This is a genomic window from Duganella caerulea (assembly GCF_040362985.1).
Classification (GTDB): domain Bacteria; phylum Pseudomonadota; class Gammaproteobacteria; order Burkholderiales; family Burkholderiaceae_D; genus Rugamonas; species Rugamonas vulcania.
On record NZ_BPWJ01000007.1, the window covers coordinates 305,753 to 321,649 of the forward strand.

The window sequence follows — 15,897 nt, forward strand, 5'->3', positions numbered from 1 at the left end:
CGAGGCCGTATTCTACAAGCTGCCTAATCCGTTCCGCAAGGGTTTTTGTAAATTATTTAGAAAATTATTCGTTGATGCCCCATTGGTCCAGCATCCAGGCCAGCTCGAAGGCCTTGCCGTCGATGGCGTCGTAACGCCCGGACGCGCCGTAGTGGCCGGACGTGAAGTCGGTCTTGAGCAGCAGCGGCCGGTTGTCGGTCTTGTGTGCGCGCAGCCGCGCCACGTATTTGGCGGCCGGCCAGTATTGCGCCTGGGTGTCGCGGAAGCCCGCCGTCACCAGCATCGCCGGATATGCCTGACGCTTGATGTTGTCGTACGGCGAGTAGCTCTTCATGTAATCGAAGGCGGCCTTCTGCTTCGGATCGCCGGACTCGAGGTATTCATAGGTGACCATCGGCAGCGTCGGGTCGGTGATCTCGTGGATCAGGTCGGCCTGCGGCACGGCGGCCACGATGGCGTGGAACAGCTCCGGCCGCTCGTTGACCACCACGCCCATCACCATGCCGCCGAAACTGCCGCCCTCGGCGATGAGCCGCTCCGGCCGCGTATAGCCCTCGCGCACCAGGTGTTCGGCGCTGTCGATGAAATCGTTGAACACATTCTTCCGCTTCATCAGCTTGCCGTCGTCGTGCCATTGCTCGCCCAGGTCGTTGCCGCCGCGGATCTGCGCCTCGGCGTAGATGACGCCGCGCTCCATCAGGCTCAGACGGCCGAGGCTGAAGTTGGCCTCGCTGGGGAAGCCCCAGCCGCCGTAGCCGTACAGCAGCAGCGGCGCGCTGCCGTCGAGCTTGACGTCCTTGCGGTAGGCCAGCCACACCGGCACCTTGACGCCGTCGCGCGCGGTGACCCAGATGCGGCGCGTGGTGAAGCGGCCGAGGTCGACCCCGGCCAGCGGCTGGCGCTGGACGACCTTGCGCGCGCCGCTGGCCAGGTCGATCTCGATCACCATCGGCGGCGTGACCGGCGACTGGTATTGCAGCCGGTAGCTGGTGTCGTCGTAGCCGGCCACGCCGGCCGCCTCGGTGTTGGCCTGCGCCAGGTAGACCTCGTCGTCGAACTGCACGCCGCGCCATTGTCCGCTGGCGAAGCTGTAGATGCGCGGACGGCTGAGCGCGGCGGCGCGTTCGTTGAGCACGATGAAATCGCGGTACACGTCCATCGACTCGATCAGCGTGCCGGGCTCGGGCCGCGTCACCTCGGTCCAGTCCTGCGGTGCGGCCAGTGGCGCGCTGACCACGCGGAAGTTGGGCGCGTCCTTGTTGGTCAACAGGTAGAGCTGGTCGCCATGCGTCTCGGCGTTGTAGCGGTGGCCCGGCGTGCGCGGCATCAGCAGGCGCGGCGCGGCGTCGGGCTGGTCGCGCGGCAGCAGCCAGGTGTCGCTGGTGTCGGAGCTGGCGGCCATCAGTTCGAGGTAGCGGCCATCGTGCGTGCGGCCTATGCCGAGCAGGAAATTGCCGTCGCGCTCGCGGTAGACTTCCACCGGCTTGCCGCCCGCGATCGACACGCGCAGCAGGCGGTCGGGACGCAGCGTGGACGGATCGGCCTGCGTCAGCAGGATGGTGCGGTTGTCGGCCGCCCATTCCATCGACGTCACGCGCGGCACGCTCAGCGGCAGTTCGCGGCCGCTGCGCAAGTCCTTGATGTGCAGCTGGAACTGGTGCTGGCCGCTGGTGTCGGCGCGGTAGGCCAGCAGGTTGCCGTCGGGGCTGGGCATCACTCCTTCGAGCGCGAAGAATTTTTTACCGCGAGCGAGGCGGTTCTGGTCCAGCAGGATCTGCTCCGACGCATGGTCGTCATAGCTGCCGTCGGCGGCCGCGCGGCGGCGGCAGTTGAGCGGGTATTGCTGGCCGGCGATGCCGCGGCTGTAGTAGTAGAAATCGCCCTGGCGCGACGGCACCGTCAAGTCGCTGGCGGCGGTGCGATTCCGCATCTCCGCCGCCAGCCGTTTGGCCAGCGGGGCAATGGAAGCGGTGGCGGCCTCGGTGTGGGCGTTCTCGGCTTTCAGGTAGGCCAGCACGGCCGGGTCGCGGCGGTTTTGCAGCCAATGGTATTCGTCGGCCAGCGCCTGTCCGTGGTAGCGTTGACTCCATGGCTTCCTGGCGGCGACCGGCGGTGCGGCGGGATCGGCGAACGCCAGCAGGGCGGGCAGGGCAAGCAGGATGGGCAGGGTGCGTATCATGGCGTCTGTGGGGTTCCGGGCTGTTCTTTGATCACAAATTGTATTGCAAAATAAGCAAATGAAAACAACTATTTCCGATGCCGAACTCGACCCCTTGTACCGCCGCGTCAGCTGGCGGCTGATGCCTTTCCTGTTCCTGTGCTACGTGGCCGCCTACCTGGACCGCGTCAACGTCGGCTTCGCCAAGCTGCAGATGCTGGCCGACCTGCGCTTCAGCGACACCGTGTACGGCGTGGGCGCCGGCATCTTCTTCATCGGCTACTTCCTGTTCGAGGTGCCGTCCAACCTGCTGATGACGCGCACCGGCGCCCGCATCTGGATCGCCCGCATCATGATCAGCTGGGGCCTGATCTCGTCGGCGCTGATGCTGGCCAACAGCGTGGCGACGTTCTATCTGCTGCGCTTCCTGCTTGGCGCGGCGGAGGCCGGCTTCTTCCCCGGCATCATCCTGTACCTGACCTACTGGTATCCGGCGCATCGGCGCGCGCGCATGGTGGCGCTGTTCATGAGCGGCGTGGCGGTGGCCGGCGTGGTGGGCGGGCCGCTGTCGGGCTGGATCATGCAGTCCTTCGCTGGACGTTATGGCCTGAGCGGCTGGCAATGGCTGTTCCTGCTCGAAGGCTTGCCGTCGGTGCTGATCGGCGTGTGGACCTTGTTCTATCTGGACGACGGCATCCGCGCCGCCAAGTGGCTGACCGAGGACGACAAGCGGATGCTGGAACGCGCCATCGCCGAGGACGGCCAGCACCAGCAGCGCCTGCCGTTGGCGCGGGTGTTCGCCAGCGGCACGGTGTGGCTGCTGGCGCTGGTGTACTTCCTGTTCGTGATGGGCTTGTACGGGGTGAGCTTCTGGCTGCCGCAGCTGATCAAGAACAGCGGCGTCAAGAACGTGTTCGACATCGGCCTGCTGACCGCGATTCCGTATTCGGTGGCGGCGGTGGCGATGGTGCTGGCCGCGCGCCACTCGGACCGCAGCGGCGAGCGGCGCTGGCACGCGGCCGCGGCCGCCGTGGCCGGCGCGCTGGGCCTGGTGGTGGCCACCGTCTACAGCGACAACACCGTGATCGCGATGGCCGCGCTGAGCGTGGCGACGGCCGGCATCCTGAGCACCTTCCCGATCTTCTGGAGCCTGCCGACCGCGATGCTGGGCGGCGCGGCGGCGGCGGCCGGCATCGCGCTGATCAATTCGGTGGGCAACCTGGCCGGCTTCGCCAGTCCCTACCTGGTCGGCGCCATCAAGGACGCGACCGGCAGCACGGCCAACGGCATCTACCTGCTGGCGGCCAGCCTGGTGGCCGGCGCCGTGCTGGTGGTGGCGCGACGATTACCTGGGACGTAATCGCCGCCACGCAGCGATTTCCGGACAATGGTTTCTGTCGATTCGACATCAACCACTCAAGGAGATCACCATGCAAACCCCAGCCCACATCGCTACCCAATACCTGGCCGTCTGGAACGAACGCGACGCCGCCGCCCGCCGCGCGCTGGTGGCGCGCGCCTTCGCGCTGGACGCCCGCTACCTCGATCCGATGATGCGCGGCGCCGGCCACGACGGCATCGACGCCATGATCGCCGGCGCGCAAAGCCAGTTCCCCGGCTTCCGCTTCGAACTGGACGGCACGCCGGACGGCCACAACGACGTGGTGCGCTTTTCGTGGACGCTGGCCGTGCCCGGCAGCGCGCCGGTGGCGCACGGCACCGACGTCGCCGAGCTGGGCGAGGACGGCCGGCTGACCCGCGTCACCGGTTTCCTGAACGCGGCGTGAGCGCAGCCGGGCTATCATTGCCGGATAAGGAGACCCGCATGTCCGCATCGCATCCATCCGGCGCCCACGGCGCGACCGATTATTTCAGCGACTTCGCCGCCGCGTTGAAGTACTGGCGCGGCAAGCGCGGCTACAGCCAGCTGCGTTTGTCGACCGAGAGCACGATCTCGCAGCGCCACATCAGCTTCCTGGAAAGCGGTCGCTCGCAGCCCAGCAAGGATTTGATCCTGAAGCTGGGCATGGTGCTGGAGATCCCGCTGCGCCAGCGCAACGTGATGCTGCTGGCGGCCGGCTACGCGCCGGCCTACCAGGAGCGCAAGCTGTCCGATCCCGAGCTGGGCGCGGTGCGGCGGGCGCTGGACTTCATGCTGGCGCAGCAGGCGCCATATCCGGCGCTGGTGGTCGATCGCCTGTGGAACCTGGCGCTGGCCAACGCGCCGGCGGCCGGCATGATGCGCTGGCTGCTGGACTTGCCGGCCGACGCGGCCATCCCCACCGACGGCTCGGTCAACGTGCTCAAGGTGATGCTGGATCCGCACGGCGCGCGCCGCTACCTGCACAACTGGGAGGAGGTCGGCGCCGACCTGCTGCACTGGATCCAGCGCGAGGCGATGAGCGACGGTCCCGGCAGCGAGGCCACCACCTTGCTGGGCGAGCTGCTGGCGCTGCCCGGCGTCGACGGCCTGGGCCAGGCGTCGCCCAACCTGGACCGCCGCGCCTTGCCCTTCCTGCCGGTGACCTTGCGCAAGGATGGCGTCGAGCTGAACCTGTTCACCACTATCGCCACGCTGGGCACGCCGCACGATGTCACCGTGCACGAGTTGCGCGTCGAATCGTTCTTTCCGGCCGACGAGGCCAGCGCCGCGTGGTTCCGCGCGCGCCATGGCTAGTCCGCCGGCATCGCATCCAGGATGTCGCGCACGCCGCCGGCGAAGATCTGGCGGGTGGTGTCGGCGCTCAGATAACGCAGATAGATCTGCTGCACCGTGCCATCGCCAACGATGGCGCGCACCGCCTCGGCATAGCGCCGCCGCTGCACCGCCGGCAGCTGCTTCGACACGTAGATGCCCACCATCGCGCGCGGCGATTCGGCGAAGGCGGTGGCGCGCATCTTGCCCAGCAGGTGGAACTGGCGCTGGTGCAGCACGTGGATGGCCGGCGGCGCCAGCGTGCCGTCGGCGCGGCCGGCCAGGATCTTGCGGAACACCACGCCGTAGTCGTTGACGTATTCCAGCCGGCCCAGCTTTTGCAGCCGGTCCATCTGCGCCTGCGTCGCGGGCGAATACGCGATGCTGCGCGCCACGTTCAGGCGCGCCGTGCTGCGCTCGACGAAATCGGCCAGGCTGCGGAACTCGCCGGCGCTCTGGTTGAGCAGCACCAGTTCGAACTGCGAATAAGTGTAGGGCAGCCACACGCCGTGCTGGTCGCGCTCGGCGTTGCGCAGCGCGGCGCCGGTCACGTCCAGCTGGCCGCTGAAGAATTGCGCGTACACCCGGCCATGCGGATACCAGCCCAGCTGGAAGACGCAGCCGCTGCGCCGGTGGATTTCCTCCAGCAGGTCGACCGTGATGCCACGGATGGCGGAGCCGTCGCGGTAGGAGGCGTAGCCGAGGTCGCTGAGGCCGGCGCTGGCCGGCGGGCAGGCGTCCGGCGCCGCCCTTGCCGCCGGGGCGGAGGACAGCAACATGCTCAGCAGTGCGAAGGTCAGGCGCTTGGTCATGGTGGCCTCCAGTGTAACCCCGGCGGCGGCAAATGGGGCGGGGTCTTGCGGACTGATGCGTTTTAGTGAATACTGTATGTATTCACAGTAATTTTCTCCGCATCATGGTTGAAGACCAGCGCCGCATCGCCCACCTCGACATGGACGCGTTTTATGCGTCCGTCGAATTGCTGCGCTATCCCGAGCTGCGCGGCCTGCCGGTGGTGATCGGCGGCGGGCGCGACGCCCAGCCGGTGCGGCAGGCGGACGGCAGCCACACCTTTTCCCGGCTGCGCGACTATGTCGGCCGTGGCGTCATCACCACCGCCACCTACGAGGCGCGCGCGCTGGGCGTCGGTTCGGCCATGGGCATGATGAAGGCTGCCAAGCTGGCGCCGGACGCCATCCTGCTGCCGGTCAATTTCGACGCCTACCGCCAGATGTCGCGCCTGTTCAAGAACGCCGTGGCCGCCATCGCGCCGGATTTCGAGGACCGGGGCATCGACGAGATCTATATCGACCTGACCCATGTGGAAGGCGAGACGCATGAGCTGGCCCAGCGCATCAAGCAGGCCGTGCGCGACGCCACCGGGCTGTCGTGCTCGATCGGCGTGACGCCCAACAAGCTGCTGTCGAAGATCTGCTCGGACCTGGAAAAACCCGACGGCCTGACCGTGCTGGGCTACGACGACATCCCGGCGCGCATCTGGCCGTTGGGCGTGCGCAAGATCAACGGCATCGGCCCCAAGGCCACCGAGAAGCTGGCGGCGCTGGGCATCGCCACCATCGGCCAGCTGGCGGCCGCCGACGCCGGCCTGCTGCAGGACCATTTCGGCGCCCACTATTCGGCCTGGCTGGCCGACGCCGCGCGCGGCATCGACCACCGCGCCATTTCCACCAGCTCGGAGAGCAAGTCGATCAGCCGCGAGACCACCTTCGAGCGCGACCTGCACGCGCGCCAGGACCGAGGCACGCTGTCGTCCATCCTGACCAAGCTGTGCGACCGGCTGGCGGACGACCTCAAGCGCAAGGGCTACGTCAGCCGCACCATCAGCATCAAGCTGCGCTTCGACGATTTCCAGATCGTCAGCCGCAACGTCACCTTGCCGCAGCCCGTGGCGGACGCGGCCGGCATCCTGCAGGCCGCGCGCGAATGCCTGAAACGGGTGCCGCTGCAACGCCGGCTGCGCCTGCTGGGCGTGCGCGCCAGCACGCTGGAGCCGCCCGGCTCTAGCCAGCAGGTCTCGCTGCCACGGCAAGGCGAATTGTTCGCCTAGGCAAGCAACAGATTCGGTTCAGCGCCGCCATCACCGTGTAAAATGGCGCTCCCCTGGCATTACTGAAACAAGGCTCAACACATGTGGTTCAAGAATCTACAGATTTACCGTCTGCCGGCCCCTTGGGCCTTTACCCCCGAACAACTGGAAGCGGCGCTGGAGCCGCACTCCTTCGTCCCGGCCAGCAGCAATGAACTGCTGCGCCAGGGCTGGGATCGTCCCCGCCCGAACGGCGGCCTGGTGCACGTGGTCAACAAGCAAATGCTGATCCTGCTGGGCACCGAGAAGAAGCTGTTGCCGAACACCGTCATCAACCAGGTCGCCAAGGCGCGCGCCGCCGAGATGGAAGAGGCACAAGGCTTCGCCCCCGGCAAGAAGGCGATGAAGGAACTCAAGGAACGCGTGGCCGACGAGCTGCTGCCGCGCGCCTTCTCGATCCGCAGCAACGTCTGGACCTGGATCGATCCGGTCAACGGCTGGCTGGTGGTCGACGCGGCCAGCCCGGCCAAGGCCGACGAAGTGATCAAGCTGCTGCTCAAGGCGGTCGACAAGCTGCCGCTGGAAAGCCTGCGCGTGCAGCGCTCGCCGGTGGGCGTGATGACCGAGTGGCTGCAGGCCGACGACGCGCCGGCCGGCTTCACGGTCGACATGGATACCGAGCTGCGCGCCACCGGCGAGAGCAAGGCGGCGGTGCGCTATGTGCGCCACACGCTGGAGGCGGACGAGGTGCGCCGCCACATCGCGGCCGGCAAGCAGTGCACGCGCCTGGCCATGACCTGGGACAGCAAGATCTCCTTCGTGCTGACCGAGTCGCTGGCGATCAAGGGCATCAAGCCGCTGGACGTGATCGCGGAAAAGGAATCGAGCACCCGCAACGACGAGGAACGCTTCGACGGCGACTTCATGCTGATGACCGGCGAACTGGCCAAGCTGATGGCCGACGTGGTCGAGGCGCTGGGCGGCGAAGCCAAGGCCTGATCGCCGCGCCACAAAAGCCGTTGCCTGTTGGTTAAGGATGCCGCAAAGTCTTTGATTTTGCGGCATTTTTCATGTAATTTTTGATAAAAACCAGTAAAATAAATTCGTTGCTTTATGGAAATTAGAGCGAATTCTGCTATAGTGAAAGGTGTTATCAAATAAGGAACTCGCGATGAGCACCCTCGTCCCCATACTGTCCACCGACCAGATCGCCAATGCCCTGAGCACGCAGGATGTGTTGTCGTGGACCAGCGAGGACATCGTCGCGTTGAGTTCGCTCCAGGTGCCGGCGCTGCGCACCGACCACCTTGCCGTGATGAGCAGTTCCCAGCTGTCCTGGCTGGCCACCAGCAACGTCGCGGTGCTGACCACGCGCGACCTGGCCGCCATCAAGGCTGCCACGCTGAACGCGGTGGGCGCGCTGCCGTCGGGCTTCATGGGCGCGCTGACCAGCGCGCAGGTCGCCGCGCTGACCACCGCCCAGGTGGCCGCGCTGGGCACCCGGGCCTTCACCAACCTGAGCACCGACGCCATCGCCGCCTTCGAGACGGCCGACCTGCTGGCGCTGAGCACCGCCAATTTCGCCAGCCTGTCGTCCGACCAGGTGGCCCTGCTGGGCACCGCCCAGTTGGGCGCGCTGGGCTCGCGCCAGCTGGCGACGCTGACGGCCGATGAAATCGTCGCCATCGGCACGCGCGGCATCGCCGCGCTGAGCACGCAGGCCATCGCCGGGTTGAGCTCGTCGCAACTGGCCGCGCTGGGCGCCGCACAGGTGGCCGCGCTCGGCACCGCGCAGGCCGCCGCGCTGAGCGGCGCGCAATTGAACGCCCTGTCCACCGACGCCATCGCCGGCATGGAAACGGCCGATGTCGCCGCGCTGAAAAGCGCCGCAGTCGCCGCGCTGGCCACCCGCCAACTGGCGGCGCTGGGCAGCAGCCAGCTGGGCGCGTTGACCACGGCAGATTTCGCCGCGCTCGGCAGCGCGCAGATCGGCGCGCTGTCCACCAACGCGCTGGCCGGCTTGCCGGCCGCCGACCTGGGCGCCCTGAATCCGTCCGTCGTGCCGCAGTTGAGCGCGGCGCTGCTGGCCGCGCTGAGCACGGTGCAGCTGGGCGGCTTCGGCACCCGCCACATCGCCGCGCTGAGCAGCACGCAGATCGCGGCGCTGAGCGACACCCAGGTGCAGGCGCTGAGCACGGCGCAGATCGGCGCGCTGGGTTCGCGTCAGGTGGCCGGCCTGTCGACCGACGACATGGCCGCCCTCGGCAGCGCCGCCATCAAGGCGCTGAGCGTGGCGGCCGTCGCCGCGCTGGGTTCCGACCAGCTGGCGCTGCTGGGCGGCGCCAACGGCAGCCTGTTCGGCATGCTGGGCACGGCCCAGCTGGCCGCGCTGCGTCCATCCGTGCTGGCCGGCCTGGGCACCGCCCAGGTGGCGGCGCTGTCGACCACGCAAGCCTCCGTGCTGAGCAGCGCGCAACTGAACAATCTGTCGCTGGCCCAGTTGGCCGCGCTGGAAACGGCCGACCTGGCCGCGCTGAAAACCGCGACCATCGCCGGCCTGAGCACGCAGCAGATGGCCGCGCTGAGCAGCACCCAGCTGGGCGCGTTCACCACCGCCGAATTCGCCGCGCTGAGCAGCCGGCAGCTGGCCGCCCTGTCCAGCGACTCGATCGCCGGCCTGCCGGGCGCCGATCTGGCCGCGCTGAATCCGGCCGCCATCGCGCTGCTGGGACCGGCCTTGCTGGCCTCGCTGAGCAGCGCGCAACTGGGCGCGCTCGGCACCCGCCACTTCGCCGCCCTGAGCAGCGAGCAGGTCGCCGCGCTGAGCAGCGCGCAGGTGCAGTCGCTGTCGACGCTGCAGATCGGCGCGCTGGGCTCGCGCCAGGCGCTGGGCCTGTCGCCGGACGACCTGTACACGCTCGGCAGCGCCGCGCTGAAGGCCTTGAGCACCGCCGCGCTGGCCGCGTTGAACTCCGACCAACTGTCCGGACTGGGCTACGCCGCCGGCGGCACGCTGTTCGCGCAGCTGACCACCGCCCAGATCGCCGCGCTGCGCACCGCCGCGCTGGCCGGCCTGGGCACCGACCAGGTGGCGGCAATCACCACGGCGCAGGCCGCCGCGTTGAGCACCGCGCAGCTGGCCGCCTTGTCGCTGGTGCAGCTGGCGGTGCTGAAGACGGCCGACATCGCGGCGCTGGGCACCCAGGCCATCGCGTCGCTGTCGACCCGGCAGGTCGCCGCGCTGAGCAGCGCGCAGGTGACGGCGCTGACCACCGCGCAGATCGGCGTCCTCAGCAGCAAACAATTCAACGCCCTCGGCACGGACGGACTGGCCGGGCTGGAACATGACGACTTCGCCGCGCTGGGCACCAATGCCATCGCCGGCCTGGCCAGCGCCAGTTTCGGGGGCCTGAGCACGGCGCAGCTGGCCGGCCTGGGCACGCGCCAGGTGGCGGTGCTGAGCACGGCCCAACTGGCCGCGCTGGGCAGCGACCAGCTGCGCGCCCTGAACGCCGCCCAGGTGGGCACCTTGAGCTCGCAGCAGGCGGGCAGCCTGTCGGCAGCCGGCATCGCCGCGCTCAGCTCGGCCACCTTGTCGTCGCTGCGCACCGCCGCGATCGCCGCGCTGGGTTCCGATCAATTGGCCGCGCTGGGCCAGGTGCAACTGCTGACCACGGCGCAGATCGGCGCGCTGCGCAGCGCCGCGCTGGCCGGCCTGACCACCGCCGAGACCGTCGCGCTGACCGCCGGCCAGGTCGCCGCCCTGGGCAGCGCCCAATTGCATGCGCTCAGCACGCAGGCCATCGCCGCCCTCGAGCCGCTGGACCTGGCCGCGATCCGCACCGCCGCCATTCCCGGCCTGAGCTCGGCCCAGGTGGCCGTGCTGTCGAGCAGCCAGCTGGCCGCGCTGACGATGGCGCAGTTCCTGGCCATGAACCCCGCGCAGCTGAGCGCGCTGTCGTCCGACACCATCGCCGGCTTCTCCAGCGCCAACCTGGCCGCGCTTGGCACCGCCTATATCGCCGCGCTCAGTCCGGCGTCGGTGGCCAACCTGAGCGCGCTGCAATTGTCCAGCCTGACCTCGCGCCAGTTCGCCGTGCTGTCGAGCGACCAGCTGGCCGCGCTGCGCACCGCGCAGGTCGCCGGCCTGGGCGCGCAGCAGATCCTCGGCCTGAGCTCGCGCAACATCGCCGGCCTGTCGAGCGCCGACGTGGCCGCGCTCAGCGCGGTCACGTTGCCGGCGCTGGGCAGCTCGGCGCTGTCCGCGCTGCGCGCCGACCAGCTGGCCGCGCTGGCCAATGATCCGTCCGGCAGCCTGTTCGGCACGCTCAGCACCGCGCAGCTCGCCGCGCTGCGCCCGGCCGCGCTGGCCGGCCTCACCAGCGCCCAGACCGTCGCGCTGAGCACCGCGCAGGCCGCGGCGCTCACCAGCGCCCAGCTGGCCGCGTTGTCCACCAGCGATATCGCCGCGCTCGAGACGGCCGACCTGGCCGCGATCAAGACCGCCGCCATCGCCGGCCTGAGCGCCCAGCAAGTGGCCGCGCTCAACAGCGACCAGGTGACCGCGTTGACCAGCGCCCAGGTGGCCGCCCTGAACAGCAGCCAGATCCTGGCGCTGCAGTCGTCGGCCGTCGCCGGCCTGCAGACCAACGACATCGGCGCGCTCGGCACGGCGGTGATCGCCGCGCTGCCGGCCGCCGTGTTGAGCGCCCTGAGCACCGCGCAGGTGGCGGCGCTGGCCACGCGCCAGATCGCCGCGCTGAACACCGACCAGCTGGCCGGCCTGAGCATGCTGCAACTGGCCGCGCTGACCTCGGCCCAACTGGGCGCCTTCGGTTCGCGCCAGATCGGCGCGCTGTCCACGGCCGCGGTGGACGCGCTCGACCCGGCCGCGCTGATCGGCCTGAAAACCGCCGCGCTGGCCGGGCTGAGCCCGGCCCAGCTGGCCCAGCTGGGCAACGACGCGGCCGGCGCCAGCCATATCGACCTGCTGTCCACGCAGCAGATCGCGTCGCTGCGCGGCGCCGTCTTCGCTGGCCTGAGCACGCGCCAGATCGCCGCCCTCAGCACGGCCCAGGCGGCCGCGCTCAGCAGCACCCAGATCGCCAGCCTGGACACCAACGGCATCGTCGCGCTGGAGGCGGCCGACGTGACCGCCCTGCGCACCGCCGCGCTGACCGGCCTGTCGGCCGACCAGATGCGGGCGCTGACCGCGGCCCAGTTGACCGCGCTGACCAGCCAGCAGCTGGCCGCCCTGAGCAGCCTGCAGCTGGGCGCGCTGTCCAGCCAGACGCTGGCGGGACTGTCGACCGCCAACCTGTCGGGCCTGACCACGGCCGCGATCGGCGCGCTGAGCACCGCGCTGATCGCGCAACTGATGCCGGCCCAGCTGGCCGCGTTGAAATCGCAGCAGGTGGCGGCGCTCAGCAGCGACCAGATCGCCGCGCTGGGCAGCCAGCAGATGGTGGCCTTCAGCTCGGCGCAACTGGCCGCGCTGAGCACGCGCCAGCTGGCCGGCCTGTCGACCGCCGACCTGGCCGCGCTGGACAGCCGCGGCATTCCCGGCCTGAGCACGGCCATCATCGCGGCGCTGAATTCGGACCAGCTGGCCGCGCTGGGCGGCGGCTCTGCCAGCGCCCAGTTCGCCTCGTTGCGCACCGCGCAGATCGCCGCGCTCGGCACGGCCGCGCTGGCCGGCCTGGGCAGCGCCCAGCTGATCGCCCTGACCACCAGCCAGGCCGCCGCGCTGGGCAGCCGCCAGCTGGCCGCGCTCAGCACCGCGCAGATCGCCGCGCTGGAAAGCGCCGACCTGGCCGCGCTGAAGACCAGCGCGATCGCCGCGCTCGGCTCCGACCAGGTGGCCGCGCTGGCCAACGACGCGGCCGGCGCCAGCCATATCGATGTCTTGACGACGGCGCAGATCGCCGCGTTGCGCAGCACCGGCCTGGCCGGCCTGAGCACGCGCCAGATCGCCGCGCTGAGCACGGCGCAGGCGGCGGCGCTGTCGAGCCTGCAGGTGGCGGCCTTGTCGGCGCCGCAGGTCGCGGCGCTGGAGGCGGCCGACCTGGCCGCGCTGAAAACCGCCGCCCTCGCCGGCCTCGGCAGCACGCAGCTGGCCGCGCTTGGCAGCGCCCAGCTGGGCGCGCTCACGACCGCGCAGTTCGGCGCCCTGAGCAGCCTGCAGATCGGCGCCCTCAGCAGCCAGACCCTGGTCGGCCTGTCCACCACCAACCTGGCCGCCATGAGCCTGCAGGCGCTGGCCGGCCTGGACGCGGCGCTGCTGTCCAACCTGAGCCAGGTCCAGCTCAACAGCCTGGGCACGCGCCAGGTGGCGGCGCTGCAGAGCCAGCAGATCGCCGCGCTCGGCAGCGCCCAGCTGGGCGGCCTGACCCTGGCGCAGATCGGCGCGCTTGGTTCACGCCAGGTGGCCGGCCTGTCGGTGGCCGACTTCGGCGCCTTCGACATGCTGCATGTGATGGCGCTCGGCACGGCGGCCATCGCCAGCCTGCGCCCCGAACAACTGGCCGCGCTCGGCACGGACGCGAACGGCTTCCCCGGCCTGTTCGGCACGCTGACCACGGCGCAGGTGGCGGCCATGGGCACCGCCGCGCTGCAAGGCATGACCACCACCCAGATGCTGCTGCTGACCACGGCCCAGGCGGGCGCGCTCGGCAGCGCGCAGCTGGGGGCGCTGTCGCCGACGCTGGTGGCGCGCATGGCGGCGGCCGACGTGACGGCCCTGCGCACCGCCGCCATCGCCGGCCTCAAGACGGCCCAGGCGGCCGTGCTGGGCAGCGGCCAATTGGCGGCGCTCACCTCGGCCCAGGCCGCCGTGTTGAACAGCGCCCAGGTGGCCGCGTTGAGTTCGGACGCGCTGACCGGCCTGCGCAGCGCCGCGCTTGGCGCGCTGAGCACCGCGGCGCTGGCCGGCTTGTCCGGCGACGACCTCGGCGCGCTTGGCTCGGCCCAGATGGCCGGCCTGACGACGGCCCAGGTGGCCTCGCTGCGCAGCGCCCAGATCGACGGCCTGGGCACGCAACAGGTCGCCGCCTTCAACTCGGCGCAGATCCACGCGCTGGCGTCGCAGCAGCTGGCGCGCCTGTCGGTGGACGACGTGGCCGCGATCCGCTCGGCCAACCTGACCGCGCTGAGCACCTCGGCGCTGGCCGGGCTGACGGCCGCGCAAATGACCGTGCTGGGCAATGATCCGCAGCTGGTCTCCTTGCTGAGCACGGCGCAGATCGCCGCCCTGCGCAGCACCGCGCTGCAGGGCCTGAGCGCGGCGCAGGCGGTGGCGCTGACCACGGCCCAGGTTGCGACGCTGAGCAGCGCCCAGCTGAGCGGCATGCAGCTGACGGTGGTGGCGGCGCTGGAAACGGCGGACGTCGCCGCGCTGAAGACCTCGGCCATCGCCGGCCTCAAGACCCAGCAGCTGCTGGCGCTGACGGCCAGCCAGCTGGGGGCGCTGAACACGGCCCAGGTGGCCGCGCTCAACAGCACGCAGCTGAGCATCCTGAACGCCGGCCAGGTGGCGGCGCTGAGCACGGCCGATCTGGCCGCGATCAACCCGGTGCTGTTCAACGCCGTCGCGCGCGAGGCCAATCTGCTGGCGAACCTGAGCATCGCCCAGCTGCGCGCGCTCACCACGGCGCAGTTCGCCGCGCTGGGATCGTCCACCATGTCGCAGATCCAGGCCAGCGCGCTGGGCCTGCTGACCACCGCCGGCATCGCCGCGCTCAGCACGGCCGCGATCGGCGCGCTGAGCAGCGACCAGCTGCTGGCGCTGGACACCGCCCAGATCTCCGCGCTGACCGTGGCGCAGATGGCGGCCTTGCGCCCAAGCGCGGCCGATACCGACCAGTTCACCTCGAACCAGATCGTGGCGATGTCCTCGGCCCAGTTGGGCGCGCTGAGCACCGCCATGATCGCCGACCTGACCGGGGCCAACCTGGCCGCCATCGAAACCCGCGACATCCGCGGCCTGAGCACGCGCCAGATCGTCGCGCTGACGCCGGCGCAGATGCAGGCGATGCTGCCGGCCCAGCTGACGGCGCTGAGCACGACGCAGACCCGCGCGATGAGTTCGGCCCAATACAACGACATGAGCACCGCGCAGAAGGCCGCCTTCACCCCGGCCCAGCTGCTCACGATGCCGTACGTCACGCCGCTGGTGCTGGACCTGGACGGCAACGGCGTCACCACGCTGGGGCTGGACGCGGGCGTGCGGTTCGACCTGGCGGCCAGCGGGCAGCAGCGCGCCACCGGCTGGGTCGGCCACGGCGACGGCTTGCTGGCGCTGGACCGCAACCACAACGGCGTCATCGACGACGGCAGCGAACTGTTCGGCTCGGCCACCAGGCTAGCCGGCGGCGGCACCGCCGACAACGGCTACCAGGCGCTGGCCGAACTGGACAGCAATCACGACGGCGCGGTCAACGCGCTGGACGCCGGCTACGGCGACCTGCGCGTGTGGGTCGACGCCAACGCCGACGGCGTCAGCCAGGCCGGCGAGCTCAAGACGCTGGCCGACCTGCGCATCACCAGCCTGAACCTGGATGTGCGGCGGGGCGGCGCGGTCGACCACGGCAACATCGTCGGCCTGACCTCCAGCTACACCACCGCCGACGGCCAGCAGCACGCGGCCGCCGACGTCTGGTTCCAGCAGGGCGTCAGCGCCCAGGTCAGCGGCCTGGCGCAAGCCTTGTCCGCGTTCGGCGCCGGCGCGCAGCAGCCGCAACAGCAGCCGGCCGGCCTCGACCTCGGCCAGCCGCAGGCCGGCGCGCTGGCGGCCAACGCCGCCCGCATGGCCGACGTGCTGCGCCAGGTGCGCGAGCTGGGCCAGGACGCGTCCGGCGCGCAAGCCGACAGCGATGTGCTGCGCCTGAAGGCGCTGCAGGGCGGCGCCAGCCACGGCGTGCTGGCGGTGCCCAAATAGCCAGCCTGAGCATCTCGGGAAAGCCCGCATTGCGCGGGCTTTTTTTGCTGCGCAGGCATAGC

8 protein-coding genes are annotated in these 15,897 nt (G+C 70.1%); 6 read left to right on the plus strand and 2 right to left on the minus strand.

What is annotated here, in order from left to right; genetic code table 11:
• Window positions 1-64: 64 nt before the first annotated feature.
• Window positions 65-2,179 (minus strand): S9 family peptidase, encoded by a 2,115-nt coding sequence (locus tag ACUJB0_RS22075; protein WP_444847086.1) that lies wholly within the window; start codon window positions 2,177-2,179, stop codon window positions 65-67.
• Window positions 2,180-2,237: 58 nt separating this feature from the next.
• Between ACUJB0_RS22075 and ACUJB0_RS22080 the strand changes: the two genes are divergently transcribed.
• From ACUJB0_RS22080 to ACUJB0_RS22090, 3 genes are all read left to right on the plus strand, one after another.
• Window positions 2,238-3,518: an MFS transporter gene (locus ACUJB0_RS22080; RefSeq protein ID WP_444847087.1), complete on the plus strand. Its 1,281-nt coding sequence runs from the start codon at window positions 2,238-2,240 to the stop codon at window positions 3,516-3,518.
• 70 nt (window positions 3,519-3,588) lie between these two features.
• Window positions 3,589-3,945 carry a nuclear transport factor 2 family protein gene (locus ACUJB0_RS22085; protein ID WP_444847088.1) on the plus strand — a complete coding sequence of 119 codons (357 nt, stop codon included), beginning with the start codon at window positions 3,589-3,591 and terminating at the stop codon, window positions 3,943-3,945.
• Window positions 3,946-3,983: 38 nt separating this feature from the next.
• The gene (locus tag ACUJB0_RS22090) at window positions 3,984-4,835 is read left to right on the plus strand and encodes a helix-turn-helix domain-containing protein (protein ID WP_444847089.1); all 852 of its coding nucleotides are present in this window, start codon (window positions 3,984-3,986) and stop codon (window positions 4,833-4,835) included.
• Here the strand turns inward: ACUJB0_RS22090 and ACUJB0_RS22095 are convergent.
• Window positions 4,832-5,665, minus strand: coding sequence for a substrate-binding periplasmic protein (locus ACUJB0_RS22095; RefSeq protein WP_444847090.1), 834 nt, complete (start codon window positions 5,663-5,665; stop codon window positions 4,832-4,834). The genes ACUJB0_RS22090 and ACUJB0_RS22095 overlap by 4 nt on opposite strands.
• A gap of 104 nt (window positions 5,666-5,769) precedes the next feature.
• Between ACUJB0_RS22095 and dinB the strand changes: the two genes are divergently transcribed.
• The 3 genes from dinB (at window position 5,770) to ACUJB0_RS22110 (ending at window position 15,835) form a co-directional block, all read left to right on the plus strand.
• Complete coding sequence (gene dinB, locus ACUJB0_RS22100) at window positions 5,770-6,921, plus strand: DNA polymerase IV (protein ID WP_444847091.1); 1,152 nt, start codon at window positions 5,770-5,772, stop codon at window positions 6,919-6,921.
• An 81-nt stretch (window positions 6,922-7,002) separates the two neighbouring features.
• Window positions 7,003-7,899 carry a recombination-associated protein RdgC gene (locus ACUJB0_RS22105; RefSeq protein WP_117015403.1) on the plus strand — a complete coding sequence of 299 codons (897 nt, stop codon included), beginning with the start codon at window positions 7,003-7,005 and terminating at the stop codon, window positions 7,897-7,899.
• Between the two features lie 172 nt (window positions 7,900-8,071).
• Window positions 8,072-15,835, plus strand: coding sequence for an SPM autocatalytic domain-containing protein (locus ACUJB0_RS22110; protein ID WP_444847092.1), 7,764 nt, complete (start codon window positions 8,072-8,074; stop codon window positions 15,833-15,835).
• Window positions 15,836-15,897 lie beyond the last annotated feature (62 nt).